Here is a 14,568-nt window from a genome sequence, read left to right as displayed (position 1 = left end):
CCCAATCGATACTCAGTCTGCCGCCACGCGCCCTTTGTTCTGGCGCTCGGACTTGTACTGCATGGCCACCGCCGGTGCCGGCTTGGCCGCGCCCGTTTCCAGCCATTGGCGCATGCGGCTGGCATCGGCGAAGTGAGTGTACTTGCCGAAGGCGTCGAGAATCACCATGGCCACTGGGCGATTGTCCATCCGGGTCAACAGCACCAGGCAATGGCCGGCCTCGTTGGTGAAGCCCGTCTTGGTCAGCTTGATGTCCCAGTTGCTTTTGTTCACCAGATGGTCGGTGTTGCGAAAGCCCAACGTGTAGTTGGGCTTGCGGAACGCCACGGTCTTTTCCCGGGTGGTCGACAGCTCGCTCAGCATCGGGTACTTGCGTGAAGCCATCAGCAGCTTGGCCAGGTCACGGGCGGTCGAGACGTTCTGGGTCGACAGGCCCGTTGGCTCGACGTAGCGGGTGTGCGCCATGCCCAGGCTACGGGCCTTGGCGTTCATGGCCTTGATGAAGGCCGGGTAGCCTCCTGGGTAGTAGTTGGCCAACGTGGTCGCGGCACGGTTCTCCGACGACATCAGGGTAATCAGCAAGGTTTCGCGGCGGTTGAGCTGGCTGCCCAGGCGCACACGCGAATAGACGCCTTTCATTTCCGGGTTGTTGGCGATGGTCATGGTGAGCATTTCATCCATGGGCAGCTTGGCATCCAGCACCACCATCGCCGTCATCAGTTTGGTCACCGAGGCAATGGGTACCACGCGGTCGGCGTGGCTTGAATACAGTTCCTGGTTGGTGTTCAGGTCGATCAGCAGGGCGCTGCCAGAGGCCAGGTGCAGCTTGGAAGGGTCGCGTTGAACCTGGGCCGGGGGTTGTGCAGCAGCGGTCGACGGGAGGGTCGCGGTTCCTGTGAGCAACAGCATCAGGCTGAGGATGGACAGGGATGTTTTCACGTTGAGGCTCACTAAATGTTGGTATGTCGTTGGCTGTGCAAGGGTTTTCCCCCAAAAAACCGCTGCATTTTGGAGTATGGCTGAACGGCTGTCGAATGCCTTATATCTAAAGGGCGCAACGTGAAGGAAATTTAATCCGGTACGCCATTTTTGATTTCCCCAAGCGCGTAGGCGGTGCGGTTTGCGATGGAACATCCACGACCGGCCTTATTCGACCCGAAGGGGCCTGCGAGGTCGGCGGCGCTCCCGCAGCGCTCGCTGCTGACGCCAAGGCAGCTTTGGGGCGCAGGCCAGCCTGACGGCCAGGCGACACCACCCGCGGGTCAGAACACCGACCATCCGATCCGTGAACTGAGCAACTCGAGCGCCGCCATCCCGGCATACGAGTTGCCCGCCGTATTCAACTCCGGCGACCACACGCAAACGGTGAATTGACCCGGCACGATCGCCACTATTCCGCCACCTACGCCACTCTTGCCTGGCAAGCCCACGCGGTAGGCGAAATTCCCCGCTTCGTCGTACAGCCCGCTGGTGGCCATGATCGAGTTCACCTGCTGGGTCTGGCGTCGGGTCAGGATTTGCTCGCCACTGTGCTTGCAGAACCCATCGTTGGCCAGGAAGCAGAAGGCACGGGCCAGGTCGAGGCAGCTCATCTGCAGTGCGCAGTAACTGAAGTAACTGCGCAGCACCGTCTCGACTTCGTTATGGAAGTTGCCAAATGACTGCATCAGGTACGCCATGGCGGCGTTGCGCGCGCGGAACTGGTACTCCGAATCCGCGACGCGGGCATCGATGGCGATACGGGGGTTGCCCGATAGCCGCCGTACGAAGTCGCGCATCGACAAGGTGGGCGCGGCGAAGCGCGACTGATTGATATCGCAGATCACCAACGCGCCCGCATTGATGAAGGGGTTGCGTGGGCGCCCGCGTTCGAACTCCAGCTGTACCAGCGAGTTGAACGGTTGACCTGAGGGCTCATGGCCAAGACGCTCCCAGATGGCTTCACCTGAATGGCCAATCGCCTGGACCAGACTGAACACCTTGGAAATACTCTGCACCGAAAACGGCACCAGGGCGTCACCTGCGCAGTAGTAGCTGCCATCGTTGCCATAGACGGCGATGCCCAACTGCTGCGCAGGCACATCGGCCAGCGCGGGAATGTAGTCAGCCACTTTGCCCTTGCCGATCAAGGGACGCACTTCGTCGAGAATCTCGTTCAACAGCGTTTGCATGGAAAGCCCTGTAATCACTTCCCCAGACGACAAGCGAGGGGTAGCGTTTCAGACGTAGGCTCATCGGCACAGATCACACATTCATGATGAAATGGCCCGAGCGATCGGCATTGTAGGTGTCAGAAAGCAGGTGACCCCATCCGCCGGGCCATGAAGGCAAAAAAAGCCCGCCATAGGCGGGCCAGAAGGGCGTAGGGAGCAACGCACAACAAATAGGGTCAGGCGAGCAGCGTGTCTGCTTGCAGTCGCTGGGCCAGGGCCTGGGCCGAGGCGCGAGTCATCAGTGGGCCGCTGACGGCTTCGCCATTGCGTACCAGGTACCAGCAGGCCAGCAGGCCTTGCTCACGCAATGCGCTTGGGACGGCGCTGCCGACGACGGACATGATCTGGATAGTGGCCATGTGGACCTCCTGTAAAACATGGCCCTACCTTACGCAGCAGCCAGAGAGGTTTGAAATCAACTTCCTCGATAGTGGTCATTAGCTTTATCAACGATCACCGGCGACCTGACGGCTCAGGGGGCGTGTACCTCCACTATGACCCAGGCGACTGTCAGCTGAGCGCAGGGAAACGGTAAAGGTTGTGTAAGGGACGACCACCACAGGTCTCTGTTAGGCTGCATAATCGATTCAGTGACGAGGAAGGAGCCGGTAATGGCGACATCTCCCAGCAAAGACACCCAGTTGTGCATTTCCCTGGCCGGGCGACCGGGTACCTTTGGCGTGCGGTTTCACAACCACCTCTACCAGCAACTGGGCCTGGACTTTTACTACAAGGCCATGACCACCGATGACCTGCCGGCGGCGGTGGCGGGTATTCGTGCGCTGGGCATCCGTGGATGTGGGGTGTCCATGCCATACAAGGAGGCCTGCATGGCATTGGTGGATGAAGTCGACCCTTCCGCCGCCGTCATCGAGTCGGTCAATACGCTGGTCAATACCAAGGGCTACCTGAAGGCCTACAACACAGATTACCTCGCCGTTCGGCAATTGCTGGAACAGCACCAGGTCGACCCCGGCACGGCGTTTGCGCTGCGGGGCAGTGGCGGCATGGCCAAGGCGGTGGCCCATGCGCTGCGTGATGCCGGTTTCCGTCAGGGCACCCTCGTTGCCCGTAACGAGCAGGCCGGTCGGCAGTTGGCCGATGCCTGCGGTTATCGTTGGCTGGCCGAACTGGGCGATCGCTGCCCTCCGATGTTGGTGAATGTGACGCCGATCGGCATGGCAGGTGGTCCCGAGGCTGAGCAACTGGCATTTTCCGAAGAGGCCATCGCCGCGGCCGAGCGAGTGTTCGACGTGGTGGCGATGCCAGCGCGCACACCGCTGATCCGCCGCGCTGAAGCATTGGGCAAGCCGGTGATCACTGGGTTGGAGGTCATCGCCCTGCAGGCGCTGGAGCAATTCGTGTTGTACACGGGCGTAAGACCGTCGAAGGCTCAGGTCGAGGCAGCAGTGGCTTACGCGCGGGACCTTTAAGTCGCCGGCAAGCTCCCGCAGGCGTCCCGCGCGCCTGCAGGAGCCGGCATTCGATCAAAATGCTTTGTGGCCTTCATCCAGCCGCTGGTCCACCAATGCCTTGCCATGGGCCAGTGACACATGCTGGGCGTTGTCCAGGTCGGCAAAGAACTTCATCGGCATCGAAATGCGTCGGCTGGTATGGCCTTCGGGATCTGTGATCAGGCATCCGGCCGCATAGGGCAGGGGAGAGTCCGGGTGGGGCATCACGCTGGCGGTGATGGTGTGGTCGCGGTATTCACAGTGAAGGGTTTGCATCGTCCTTACCTCGCTGTGGCATGTGAAGCCGTTACCTTCATATACCACAGCAAGGTGCCGGGAGTTCCCGGCCCGACGAGCGCGAACCGACGAAAGATCAGTCCTTGAGTTCGGTCGGCTGGATGACTTCGACCCAATAGCCATCGGGGTCCTTGACGAAGGCCAGGTGCTTCATGCGCCCGTCGCTCAGGCGCTTCTGGAACGGAACGTCCAGCGCTTCGAAGCGTTCGCAGGCTGCGCGCACGTCCGGCACCGAGATGCAGATGTGGCCAAAGCCGCGTGGGTCGGTGTTGCCGTTGTGGTAGGCGAACGCCGGGTCGCTCTCGGTGCCGTAGTTGTGGGTCAGCTCCAGAACGCCTGGAATCGACTTCATCCACTGGTGGCGTTCGGCATCGTCGGCTGGGATGTGCGCCGGGTCGACCAGGGCCAGGAAGTACAGGCTGAATTCGGCTTCCGGGAAGTCACGCTTGTCCACCAGGCTAAAGCCCAGGACGCGGGTGTAGAAGTCTAGGGACTTCTCGATGTCCTTGACCCGCAGCATGGTGTGGTTGAAGACGAAGTTGGCGGTAGCGGCGTCTGGCCGGGCGGTAACGCCAGGCAGCGAGTGCAGTTCGTGCAGGCTCATAGGTACTCCTGAGACGGGCTGGCGGCTAGGCACCAGCGAAAAACAGACAGGGTGTCATGATACGGCAGTGAACCGATTGCGCAAATGAAAGCGCCCTGCACGAGGCAGGGCGCTGGAATTAGAGGCCCGCATGTGCGGGCGCGTGATGGGGTCGCTAGTCCTTTAGCTGTCTCGATACTGGGGGAGTCGATGTGAAAAAAGCGTGAAGGGTGCGTGGACGTTTCATCAGCGCACCCAACTTTCCACCGTGCTGGCGCCGTATTGCTCCTTCCAAGCCTTCAAGCCTCGGTGATTGCCGCCTTTGGTTTCGATCAGCTCGCCGGTATGCGGGTTTTCGTAGACTTTCACCACGCGGGGGCGGCGCTGCTGTTTCGGCGCTGCGCTCGAAACCCGGGTAACGGCTTTGGGGTCAAGGATGGCGATGATATCGCGCAGACTTTTGTCATAGCTTTTCATCAGGCCGACTAGTTTCTGCTCGAATTCGATTTCGCGTTTTAGGCCGGCATCCTTTTTCAGCGCCTCCAGTTGAGCCATCTGTTCCTGGAGCGCTTTTTCGGCAGCACGAAACTCTGCAAGTCTGGACACTGTTTTCACTCCTGTACGTCATTCGTGGCGGGGCGTGACGAACATGGGAGAAAGATAAACGCCGGCCACGTGGGTGGGTATCAGCTGTTCGCTGATAACGAGTGTAGCACCCGTTGCTAGTGGGTAAACCGCAAACTTTTTATAAGTAAGGTGGGAACTTTACACGTTTTTTGAACCGCGATCTTTAACGCTTTTGGCGTGCTCTGCGGGGCCTTTTAGACCATGGTCCAATGGTGCGTACCAGAGCGGTTACGTGACCATTTCAGATGATGGCCGCCCAATGTTTGGCCATTGCGCATTGCCGCGTCGCTTGTTGCTCGCGGATTGTTTTCGCCTTATTTCTGGATGTTCCCCCGCATGTTTGCCCCTTTTCCTCTCGCCCCCGGGCGCCGTGTTGCCGGCCTGTTTCTTCTGTGTGCCGGCGTCGATGCCCAGGCCGCCGGTTTTCTTGAAGACAGCAGTGCCAAGGTCGAAGCACGCAATGTCTACTTCAACCGGGATTTTCGCGATGGTCACAGCAGTTCCAGCCAGGGCGCTTCCAAGCGTGAAGAGTGGGCGCAAGGCTTCATCCTGAATGTGCAGTCCGGTTACACCCAAGGGCCGGTTGGTGTTGGCGTGGATGCGCTGGGCATGGTCGGCTTCAAGCTCGATTCCAGTCCGGCGGACAGCAACAGCGGATTGATGCCGTCCTCTGGCCACGACCCACGCCACTCTGCCGATCAGTATGCAAAGATGGGGCTCGCGGCCAAGGTCAAGGTATCCAATACCGTGCTCAAGTACGGCTCCATGATGCCCGATATGCCGTTGCTCAAGTACAACGATGGCCGTCTGCTTCCGACCCTGTTCCACGGCTTCATGCTGACTTCCGAAGAAGTGCGCGACCTGAAGTTCACCCTGGCCCGCCTAAACACTTACACCGCACGGGACTCTACCGACCGGCAGGATATCCGCGTGCATTGCAAGAACAAGCGTTATGCCTGCGATATCGAGGCCGACCACTTCGATCTGGCCGGTCTGGACTACCGTTTCAATGACCGGGTCACCGCTACCTACCAGGTGTCCAAGCTGGAAAACATCTATCGCCAGCACTTCCTCGGCGTAGTGGCCAACCAGCCCCTGTCGGTGGGCAGCCTGTCGGCCGACCTGCGGGTGATCAAGAGCGACGATATCGGCAATGCCCGCGCCGGCGAAATCGACCACCGCGCCTTCAGCGGCATGCTCGGCTACAGCCTGGGTGGACACAAGGTCAGCGCCGGCTGGCAGCGGATGTATGGCGAAAGCGCCATGCCGTACCTCGACGGCAGCAACCCCTACCTGGTCAACTACGCCCAGGTCAATGACTTCGCCGCCGCCCAGGAGCGGTCCTGGCAAGTGCGTTATGACTATGACTTCAAAGCCCTGGGCGTGCCCGGGCTGACGTTCTTCACCCGCTATATCAACGGTGACAGCATCAAGGTCCCAGGCAGCAATGCCGAGGGTAAGGAATGGGAGCGCGACACCGAGCTCAAATACCAGGTACAGCGCGGCACTTTCAAGGATGTCAGCGTGCGCCTGCGAAACTCCACCTATCGCAGCAACTACGAGAAGTGGGCGCGCGATATGGATGAGACACGGGTGATTGTGAGCTACAACTTCTCGCTCTGGTGATGTACGACGGGCCTGATGCTCTAGCGCTGTGTGAAAAGTCTTAAGACGAAGGTCAGGCAAGGCGAAAACAGCCGAGGAAGCTGAGTTTCCGGACATGAGCATTCCGGGGCTGTTTTCAACGCAGCATCACCGAGTATCAAGGCTTTTCGTACAGAGCCTAAGGCGTTTGTGGGCTGACCAATAGGTCGACATAGTAGATAGCCCGAAAAGTTTGCACTGCCTCCAGGCCTTGTTTTTCCACTACCATGAGGAAAACTCGGCGGAAAAGACGATGCATACACTCCTGCTGATTGGCATTGGGGCGGGTGATCCGCGCCAGGTGACGCTGCAGGCCATCGATGCGCTCAAACGCGCCAGTGTTTTCTTCGTGCTTGAAAAGGGCGCGGACAAAGATGAATTGGTGCAGTTGCGCAGGCGTGTCCTTGAGCAGCACGCTGCGGCCGGTAGTTATCGTCTGGTGTCGATGGATGACCCGCAGCGCGATGACCAAGCCACCGACTATGCCGCGGCTGTACAGGACTGGCATGAACAGCGTGCGCAGTTGTATGCCCGTACACTGCGCGACCAATTGCGCCCAGGTGATATCGGCGCGTTCCTGCTGTGGGGGGACCCGACCCTGTACGACAGCACCTTGCGCATCCTTGACCGGGTTCGCCAGCTCGGTGTGGCATTGTCGCTGGAAGTCATCCCCGGCATCAGCAGTGTTCAGGCTTTGGCGGCCAGCCACCAGATTCCGCTCAATCGTATCGGCGAGCCGTTGACAGTGCTGCCAGGCAGACGCCTGGCCGAACAGGCAAGGATCGACAACGTGGTGGTCATGCTCGATGGACAGTGCGCGTTCGCCACGCTCGATGACCCCGAACTGACGATTTATTGGGGGGCCTACTTGGGCACCGAGGATCAGCTGCTGATCGCGGGCCCGCTGCAGCAGGTCAAAGGGCAGATTGTGCGAGTGCGAGAACAAGCGCGCATGCGCAAGGGGTGGATCATGGACACCTATCTGCTGCGTCGGGAATGTTGAACAGGTGCCGCTTGGACGGCCACCTTGAATTCGAGGTCAGGGCGCGCCCAGAATCGCCATCACCTTGTCACGCAACTGATCGATGCTGAAGGGCTTGCCAATCAAGTGCATGCCCTCGGGCACGTCGACACTTTCGGCATAACCGCTGGCGAACAACACCGGCAGGGAGGGCCGGATCTTGCGGGCTTGTTTCGCCAGATCTTCGCCACGCATGTCCGGCAACCCGACATCGGTCATCAGTAGATCCAGCGGCTGACCGTCATCTTCAAGCACGCGCAGGGCTTCGGTGGCATCTGCCGCTTGAACGATGGTGTAGCCCATTTCGTCGAGCACTTCGACGATCAGCAAACGTACGATGTCGTCGTCTTCGACTACCAATAGGGGCATGGTTCAGGTCCTGTTGAGAGGGGAGTGTCTGTATATCTGTTCATCGGGCGATGATAGAAGTTCCCCCGAGGATACCGACCGACGCGATGGGAGGGAACGATTCGTGTTCGTCACCTTCAAATACTGGCTAAATGCCCTGCCAGACTGGGCAAAGCTGGTTAGACTCGCTGTAACTGGTGAGCAAAGTGGCTGGAGATAATGGAAACTGGCCGCTACACCGTTTCAATGGACTTTAATTTTTGCTCGGGCGTTATCTCATGACTCAGGCCGCCTCCATGGACCAGAAAAGTTTCCGCAAACTGTTGGCTCGTAACATCAGCCTGCCCTTGGGCGTAGGCCTGCTGGGCGCCGTGGCCTTCGTCACGGTGATCAACTACCTGCTGTCGGCCATGCAATGGGTGGAGCATACCGACCGAGTGATTGGCAATGCCAATGAAACGCTCAAGCTCTCGATCGACATGGAAACTGGAATGCGGGGTTTTCTGCTGACCGGTGAAGAACGTTTCCTCGATCCCTACGAGGTGGCCAAGCCACGCGTTCTGGGTAGCCTGAAAAGTTTGCGCGAACTGGTCGGGGACAACGCGCAGCAGGTCGATCGCATCGACCGCTTGATCGCCCTGCAGCAGGCCTGGAACGAATTCGGCAGTGGAATGATCGCGTTGCGTCGCGATCAGGGCAATTACCAGGCCTTGATAGGCAGTGGTCGCGGCAAGCGCATCACTGACGAGATCCGTAAGGAGTTCGATGACCTGATTCTCACCGAACAGCAGTTGCGCTCGGCACGCAACGAAAAGGTCAGTACCGTCACGGTGACGGCCATATCCGCGTTCGTGCTGCTGATCGTCGGGCTCACTGCCTTGTTGGCCTACCTGGGCCGGCGTGACCTGCTTTCGCTGTCCACCAGTTACAACGATAACCTGCTGGCACAGCAGCGCTCGGCTGAACGCCTCGAACATCAGGCCTGGCTGCGCAACGGCCAGACCCAGTTGGCCGAGCAGGTGCTGGGGCAGTTGACCCTGCCGATGCTAGGCGACAATATCCTGCGCTTTTTCGCCAGGTACCTGGGCAGTGTGGTCGGTGCGGTGTACGTGCGAGACGAGCATGGGCGGCTGATGCGCGTGGCCAGCTACGGCCTGGATGCCGAGGAGCAGGCCCGCGAGCAGGTGCTGGGCGACAGTGAAGGGCTGATGGCCCAGGCAGTGCGTCAAGGGCGCTTGTTGCGCCTGGACGACTTGCCTGCCGATTACTACCGTCTCAGTTCCGGCTTGGGCAGCGGCCTGCCGCGCAGTGCGCTGCTGATGCCGACCAGCGATGATGGCCGGGTCAACGGCGTGATCGAGCTGGGCTTTTTGCGTCCGCTGCAAACGCGGGATGACGAGTTGCTCGATCGCGTCTGCGGCAACCTGGGCATCTCCATCGAAAGCGCCCGCTATCGTCAACGTTTGCAGGAGGTGCTGGCCGAGACTCAGCAGCTCAATGAAGAGTTGCAAGTCCAGCAGGAAGAGCTCAAGACCGCCAACGAAGAGCTTGAAGAGCAATCCCGCGTGCTCAAGGAGTCCCAGGCGTATCTGGAGACCCAGCAGGCGGAACTGGAACAGACCAACGAACAGCTGTCCGAGCGAACCGACGCGCTGAACCGCAAGAATGATGAACTGAACCAGGCCCAGCAGGAGCTTCAAGCCCGTGCCGATGATCTGCAGCGCTCGAGCAAGTACAAGTCCGAGTTCCTCGCCAACATGTCCCACGAGCTGCGTACGCCCCTCAACAGCTCGCTGATCCTGGCCAAGCTGCTGGCCGAGAACGGCGAGGGCAACCTCAGCGAAGAGCAGGTCAAGTTCGCCGAATCGATCTATTCGGCCGGCAACGATCTGTTGAACCTGATCAACGACATTCTCGACATCGCCAAGGTCGAGGCCGGCAAGTTGGAAGTCCGTCCCGAAACTACCCAGGTCGAGCGCCTGGTAGACGGCCTGAAAGGTATGTTCCTGCCGCTGGCCGAGAACAAAGGCCTCGCCTTTGCCGTGCGGGTCGAGCCGTCGGTTCCGGTCACCGTGTTCACCGACCGCCAGCGTCTGGAGCAGATCCTCAAGAACCTGCTGTCCAACGCCATCAAGTTCACCGATCACGGTCAGGTCAGCCTGGACATCAGCCACCAGGCGGGCACCGGCATCGTCTTCGCGGTGCGCGACAGCGGCATCGGCATTGCCGCCGATCAGCAAGAGGCGATCTTCGGCGCCTTCCACCAGGTCGATGGCAGCAGCAACCGGCGCTACGGTGGCACTGGCCTCGGTCTGTCGATTTCCCGCGACCTGGCGCATCTGCTGGGTGGGCAGATCAGCGTCGACAGCAGCCCAGGCCAGGGCAGTGTGTTCAGTCTGATCCTGCCTGAGCGCTATGAGGCCCAGGATCAGGTGATCGAGCCGCAAAGCCTGCGCCCGGCGGTGGATGCGCTGCCACCTGCGCCCCAGGTCAGTCAACCCAGCGCGCCGAAGCGCCCGAAACCGGCGTTCGACGATGACCGTGGACAAGCGCCGTTCGACAATCGTTGCATCCTGGTGATCGAGGATGAGCCGAACTTCGCCCGCATCCTCTTCGACCTGGCGCACGAGCTCGGATACAGCTGCCTGGTGGCCCAGGGGGCCGATGAAGGCTTCGAGCTCGCGGTGCAGTACATCCCCGATGCCATCCTGCTGGACATGCGGCTGCCTGACCACTCCGGCCTTACCGTGCTGCAGCGTCTCAAGGAACAGGCCATGACCCGGCACATTCCGGTGCATATCATCTCGGTGGAAGACCGGGTCGAGGCGGCCATGCACATGGGCGCGGTGGGGTATGCGGTCAAGCCCACCAGCCGTGATGAACTCAAGGAGGTGTTCGCCCGCCTGGAAGCCAAGCTGACCCAGAAGCTCAAGCACATCCTGCTGGTCGAGGACGATGACCTGCAGCGCGAGAGCATTGCCCGGTTGATCGGCGACGACGATGTCGAGATCACCGCCGTGGCCATGGCGCAGGAAGCGCTGGAGCTGTTGCGCGAGAACATCTACGACTGCATGATCATCGACCTGAAGCTGCCGGACATGCAAGGTAACGAGTTGCTCAAACGCATGACCGCCGAGGACATCCGCAGTTTCCCGCCAGTGATCGTCTATACCGGACGCAACCTCACGCGCGAGGAAGAAGCCGACCTGCTCAAGTACTCGCGCTCGATCATTATCAAGGGCGCGCGTTCTCCGGAACGTCTGCTGGACGAAGTGACGCTGTTCCTGCACAAAGTCGAGTCGCAGTTGTCACATGAACGCCAGCGCATGCTCAAGACTGCCCGCAGCCGCGACAGAGTCTTCGAGGGGCGCAAGCTGTTGCTGGTGGACGACGATGTGCGCAACATTTTCGCGTTGACCAGTGCCCTGGAGCACAAGGGCGCGATCGTCGAGATCGGCCGCAACGGGCGTGAGGCCATCGAGCGCCTGGAGCAGCGCGACGACATCGACCTGGTGCTGATGGACGTGATGATGCCGGAAATGGACGGCTTTGAAGCCACCCGGCTGATTCGCCAGCAGCCGCGTTGGCGTAAGCTGCCGATCATCGCCGTGACCGCCAAGGCCATGAAGGATGACCAGCAGCGTTGCCTGCAGGCGGGTGCAAACGACTACCTGGCCAAACCGATCGACCTGGACCGACTGTTCTCGCTGATTCGTGTCTGGCTGCCGCAACTGGAGCGAATTTGACTAGCGAACGCAACACCGATATCGAGATCCGGCTGCTGATCGAGGCGATCTACCTCAAGTACAGCTATGACTTTCGCAATTACTCCGGCGCTTCCATCAAGCGCCGGGTCCTCCATGCGCTGCGCCAGTTCGAGTGCATGACCGTATCGGCGCTGCAGGAGCGGGTGCTGCACGACCCCGGCATGTTCATGCAGTTGCTGCAGTACCTGACGATCCCTGTCAGCGAGATGTTTCGCGACCCCGAGCACTTCCTGGCCTTGCGCAACGAAGTAGTGCCGCTGCTGCGCACCTGGCCTTCGATCAAGGTGTGGATCGCCGGTTGCAGCACAGGCGAGGAGGTTTACTCCATGGCCATCCTGCTGCGCGAGGAGGGCCTGCTCGACCGCACCATCCTGTATGCCACCGATATCAACCCGCACTCGCTAGAGAAGGCCAAGCAGGGCATCTACTCGATCAAGAGCATGCGCGAGTACGAAGCGAACTACCGCCTGGCCGGTGGGCGCCGGGATTTTTCCGAGTACTACACCGCAGCCTATGGCAACGCCATCATGGACAGTAGCCTGCGCGAGAACGTGACGTTCGCCGACCACAGCCTGGCCACCGACAGCGTGTTCTCGGAAACCCAGCTGGTGTCATGTCGCAACGTCCTGATCTACTTCAACAAGCAATTGCAGGACCGGGCCCTGGGCCTGTTTCATGAGTCCTTGTGTCACCGGGGGTTCCTGTTGCTCGGCAGCAAGGAATCGGTGGACTTTTCGGCTTACAGCGACCGGTTCGAGCCGCTGGTCAAGCCCGAACGGATCTACCGTAAATCATGAAGGGCGTACAAGCGGTGGTCATGGGGGCCTCGGCGGGAGGCGTCACGGCGCTGTTGCAGGTGCTTGGCGCACTGCCGAAAAACTTCGCCATACCCATTTTGTGCGTGCTGCACCTGCCGGGTGACCGCCACAGTCACTTGGCTGAAGTGTTGCAACGACGATTGCAGCGGCCGGTGCATGAGGCTTGCGACAAGCAGACCATCCGCCCCGGCCAGATCTATGTCGCCGGGCCCGGTTACCATCTGTCGGTCGAACGTGACCTGAGCCTGTCGCTGAGCCAGGAAGCCCCGGTGCATTTCTCGCGGCCGGCGATAGATTTTTTGTTCATGTCGGCAGCTGATGCCTTTGGTGCCGGGCTGCTCGGCGTGTTGCTCACCGGCGCCAACGAAGATGGCGCCGAAGGGCTTGCCTACATCAAACAATCCGGAGGCCGGACCGTGGTCCAGGACCCCGATGACGCACAGGTGGCGTTGATGCCGGAAGCCGCACTGGCTTTGCATCGCCCGGACCTGATTCTTCCTTTGAGCGGTATCGAGCAGTTGCTCGCCAACCTGGAACCCAGCGCATGTCAAGCAACATCATCGCCAAACTGCTGATCGTCGACGACCTGCCGGAAAACCTGCTGGCCCTCGAAGCCCTGATCCAGGGCGACGATCGTGAAGTGCACCAGGCCCGTTCGGCTGAAGCGGCGCTGTCGCTTCTGCTGGAGCACGAATTCGCCCTGGCGATTCTCGATGTGCAGATGCCGGGCATGAATGGCTTCGAACTGGCCGAGCTGATGCGCGGCACCGACAAGACCCGCAACATCCCCATCGTGTTCGTCAGCGCCGCGGGTCGTGAACTGAACTACGCGTTCAAGGGTTATGAAAGCGGTGCCGTGGATTTCCTGCACAAACCGCTCGATACCCTGGCGGTCAAGAGCAAGGTCTCGGTCTTCGTCGACCTGTTCCGCCAACGCAAGGTCCTCGACCGCCAGTTGCAGGCCCTCGAGCGCAGCCGCCAGGAGCAGGAGGTGCTGCTGGCCCAGCTGCAAACGGCCCGGGTAGAGCTGGAGCGGGCGGTGCGCATGCGCGACGACTTCATGTCGATCGTTTCCCATGAAGTGCGCACCCCGCTCAATGGCCTGATCCTCGAAACCCAGTTGCGCAAGATGCACCTGGCGCGAGGCAAGCTCGAAGCGTTTACCGCCGACAAGCTGCAGGCCATGGTCGAGCGCGACGAGCGGCAGATCAACAGTCTGATCCGGCTGATCGAAGACATGCTCGATGTGTCGCGCATTCGCACCGGCAAACTGTCGCTGCGGCCCAAACCGTTCGACCTGAGCCAGTTGGTGCGTGGGTTGGTCGAAAACTTCGCGGCCCAGGCCGCTGCCCTGGACACTCACATCGAACTGCTGCGCTGCGAGCCCCTGCAGGGCGAGTGGGACGAATTTCGGATTGAGCAAGTGGTGGCCAACCTGTTGTCCAACGCATTGCGTTATGGTGAGCGGCGCCCCGTGCAGGTGCGCGTCTACGCCCAGGACGGCATGGCCTGGGTGCAGGTACAGGACCAGGGTATCGGCGTCAGTGCGGACAACCAGCAGCGGATTTTCCACCAGTTCGAGCGGGTTGCCGCGCATCAGGCCAGTGGTGGGTTGGGCTTGGGACTGTACATTTCCGAGCAGATCGTCCAGGCCCATGGCGGGCGGATCCTGGTCGAAAGCGAGGAAGGCCAGGGTGCCACCTTCAGTGTGCAATTGCCGCTGGCGCGTACGACCGAACAAAACGACCCGCTGCGGGCAACCTCTGCCTGAGCCAGGGGTCAGAAGGCCAACTCAA

14 protein-coding genes are annotated in these 14,568 nt (G+C 60.5%); 7 read left to right on the top strand and 7 right to left on the bottom strand.

Features of this window, described 5'->3' with window-relative positions:
- Positions 1–12: 12 nt before the first annotated feature.
- The 3 genes from pbpG to IF103_RS14745 form a co-directional block, all read right to left on the bottom strand.
- A complete protein-coding gene (gene pbpG / locus IF103_RS14755; RefSeq protein ID WP_023381156.1) occupies positions 13–939 on the bottom strand; it encodes a D-alanyl-D-alanine endopeptidase in 927 nt (308 codons plus the stop codon).
- 323 nt (positions 940–1,262) lie between these two features.
- Complete coding sequence (gene glsB / locus IF103_RS14750) at positions 1,263–2,171, bottom strand: glutaminase B (RefSeq protein ID WP_023381155.1); 909 nt, start codon at positions 2,169–2,171, stop codon at positions 1,263–1,265.
- Positions 2,172–2,389: 218 nt separating this feature from the next.
- The gene (locus IF103_RS14745; RefSeq protein ID WP_023381154.1) at positions 2,390–2,572 is read right to left on the bottom strand and encodes a hypothetical protein; all 183 of its coding nucleotides are present in this window, start codon (positions 2,570–2,572) and stop codon (positions 2,390–2,392) included.
- 252 nt (positions 2,573–2,824) lie between these two features.
- On the opposite strand from IF103_RS14745, the gene IF103_RS14740 reads away from it, so the two are divergent.
- The gene (locus IF103_RS14740; protein WP_023381153.1) at positions 2,825–3,646 is read left to right on the top strand and encodes a shikimate 5-dehydrogenase; all 822 of its coding nucleotides are present in this window, start codon (positions 2,825–2,827) and stop codon (positions 3,644–3,646) included.
- Between the two features lie 54 nt (positions 3,647–3,700).
- Here IF103_RS14740 and IF103_RS14735 read toward each other — a convergent pair whose 3' ends face one another.
- From IF103_RS14735 to IF103_RS14725, 3 genes are all read right to left on the bottom strand, one after another.
- The gene (locus IF103_RS14735; protein ID WP_104881577.1) at positions 3,701–3,943 is read right to left on the bottom strand and encodes a hypothetical protein; all 243 of its coding nucleotides are present in this window, start codon (positions 3,941–3,943) and stop codon (positions 3,701–3,703) included.
- Between the two features lie 97 nt (positions 3,944–4,040).
- Positions 4,041–4,568 carry a lactoylglutathione lyase gene (gene gloA / locus IF103_RS14730; RefSeq protein ID WP_202675443.1) on the bottom strand — a complete coding sequence of 176 codons (528 nt, stop codon included), beginning with the start codon at positions 4,566–4,568 and terminating at the stop codon, positions 4,041–4,043.
- Positions 4,569–4,793: 225 nt separating this feature from the next.
- Entirely contained in the window at positions 4,794–5,153 is a 360-nt protein-coding gene (locus tag IF103_RS14725) for a histone-like nucleoid-structuring protein, MvaT/MvaU family (RefSeq protein ID WP_023381150.1), read from the bottom strand.
- 357 nt (positions 5,154–5,510) lie between these two features.
- On the opposite strand from IF103_RS14725, the gene IF103_RS14720 reads away from it, so the two are divergent.
- Positions 5,511–6,800 carry an OprD family porin gene (locus tag IF103_RS14720; RefSeq protein WP_023381149.1) on the top strand — a complete coding sequence of 430 codons (1,290 nt, stop codon included), beginning with the start codon at positions 5,511–5,513 and terminating at the stop codon, positions 6,798–6,800.
- 271 nt (positions 6,801–7,071) lie between these two features.
- Positions 7,072–7,821, top strand: coding sequence for a precorrin-6A synthase (deacetylating) (gene cobF / locus IF103_RS14715; RefSeq protein WP_027907094.1), 750 nt, complete (start codon positions 7,072–7,074; stop codon positions 7,819–7,821).
- 36 nt (positions 7,822–7,857) lie between these two features.
- Here the strand turns inward: cobF and IF103_RS14710 are convergent, their stop codons facing one another.
- Positions 7,858–8,208, bottom strand: coding sequence for a response regulator (locus tag IF103_RS14710; protein ID WP_023381147.1), 351 nt, complete (start codon positions 8,206–8,208; stop codon positions 7,858–7,860).
- Positions 8,209–8,465: 257 nt separating this feature from the next.
- Here IF103_RS14710 and IF103_RS14705 point away from each other — a divergent pair, with 257 nt between their 5' ends.
- The 4 genes from IF103_RS14705 to IF103_RS14690 are packed head-to-tail and all read left to right on the top strand — an operon-like array spanning position 8,466 to position 14,543.
- Positions 8,466–11,933: a response regulator gene (locus tag IF103_RS14705; protein ID WP_202675442.1), complete on the top strand. Its 3,468-nt coding sequence runs from the start codon at positions 8,466–8,468 to the stop codon at positions 11,931–11,933.
- A complete protein-coding gene (locus tag IF103_RS14700) occupies positions 11,930–12,751 on the top strand; it encodes a CheR family methyltransferase (protein ID WP_023381145.1) in 822 nt (273 codons plus the stop codon). The genes IF103_RS14705 and IF103_RS14700 overlap by 4 nt, the downstream gene beginning before the upstream one ends.
- Positions 12,748–13,347 carry a chemotaxis protein CheB gene (locus IF103_RS14695; protein ID WP_023381144.1) on the top strand — a complete coding sequence of 200 codons (600 nt, stop codon included), beginning with the start codon at positions 12,748–12,750 and terminating at the stop codon, positions 13,345–13,347. The genes IF103_RS14700 and IF103_RS14695 overlap by 4 nt, the downstream gene beginning before the upstream one ends.
- Positions 13,317–14,543 (top strand): hybrid sensor histidine kinase/response regulator, encoded by a 1,227-nt coding sequence (locus IF103_RS14690; protein ID WP_023381143.1) that lies wholly within the window; start codon positions 13,317–13,319, stop codon positions 14,541–14,543. The genes IF103_RS14695 and IF103_RS14690 overlap by 31 nt, the downstream gene beginning before the upstream one ends.
- Positions 14,544–14,568: the final 25 nt, after the last annotated feature.

It is taken from the genome of Pseudomonas sp. SK2 (assembly GCF_016772395.1).
Lineage (GTDB): Bacteria > Pseudomonadota > Gammaproteobacteria > Pseudomonadales > Pseudomonadaceae > Aquipseudomonas > Aquipseudomonas taiwanensis.
Note: the sequence above shows the minus strand (reverse complement) of the source record. Positions and strands in the feature narration are given on the sequence as shown.

Bases quoted from the DNA above. Each gene is read 5' to 3' on its own strand.
- gloA (WP_202675443.1), bottom strand. From the start codon at position 4,568: ATGAGCCTGCACGAACTGCACTCGCTGCCTGGCGTTACCGCCCGGCCA.
- cobF (WP_027907094.1), top strand. From the start codon at position 7,072: ATGCATACACTCCTGCTGATTGGCATTGGGGCGGGTGATCCGCGCCAG.
- IF103_RS14695 (WP_023381144.1), top strand. From the start codon at position 12,748: ATGAAGGGCGTACAAGCGGTGGTCATGGGGGCCTCGGCGGGAGGCGTC.
- IF103_RS14690 (WP_023381143.1), top strand. From the start codon at position 13,317: ATGTCAAGCAACATCATCGCCAAACTGCTGATCGTCGACGACCTGCCG.
- IF103_RS14745 (WP_023381154.1), bottom strand. From the start codon at position 2,572: ATGGCCACTATCCAGATCATGTCCGTCGTCGGCAGCGCCGTCCCAAGC.
- IF103_RS14720 (WP_023381149.1), top strand. From the start codon at position 5,511: ATGTTTGCCCCTTTTCCTCTCGCCCCCGGGCGCCGTGTTGCCGGCCTG.
- IF103_RS14710 (WP_023381147.1), bottom strand. From the start codon at position 8,208: ATGCCCCTATTGGTAGTCGAAGACGACGACATCGTACGTTTGCTGATC.
- IF103_RS14740 (WP_023381153.1), top strand. From the start codon at position 2,825: ATGGCGACATCTCCCAGCAAAGACACCCAGTTGTGCATTTCCCTGGCC.
- IF103_RS14735 (WP_104881577.1), bottom strand. From the start codon at position 3,943: ATGCAAACCCTTCACTGTGAATACCGCGACCACACCATCACCGCCAGC.
- glsB (WP_023381155.1), bottom strand. From the start codon at position 2,171: ATGCAAACGCTGTTGAACGAGATTCTCGACGAAGTGCGTCCCTTGATC.
- IF103_RS14705 (WP_202675442.1), top strand. From the start codon at position 8,466: ATGACTCAGGCCGCCTCCATGGACCAGAAAAGTTTCCGCAAACTGTTG.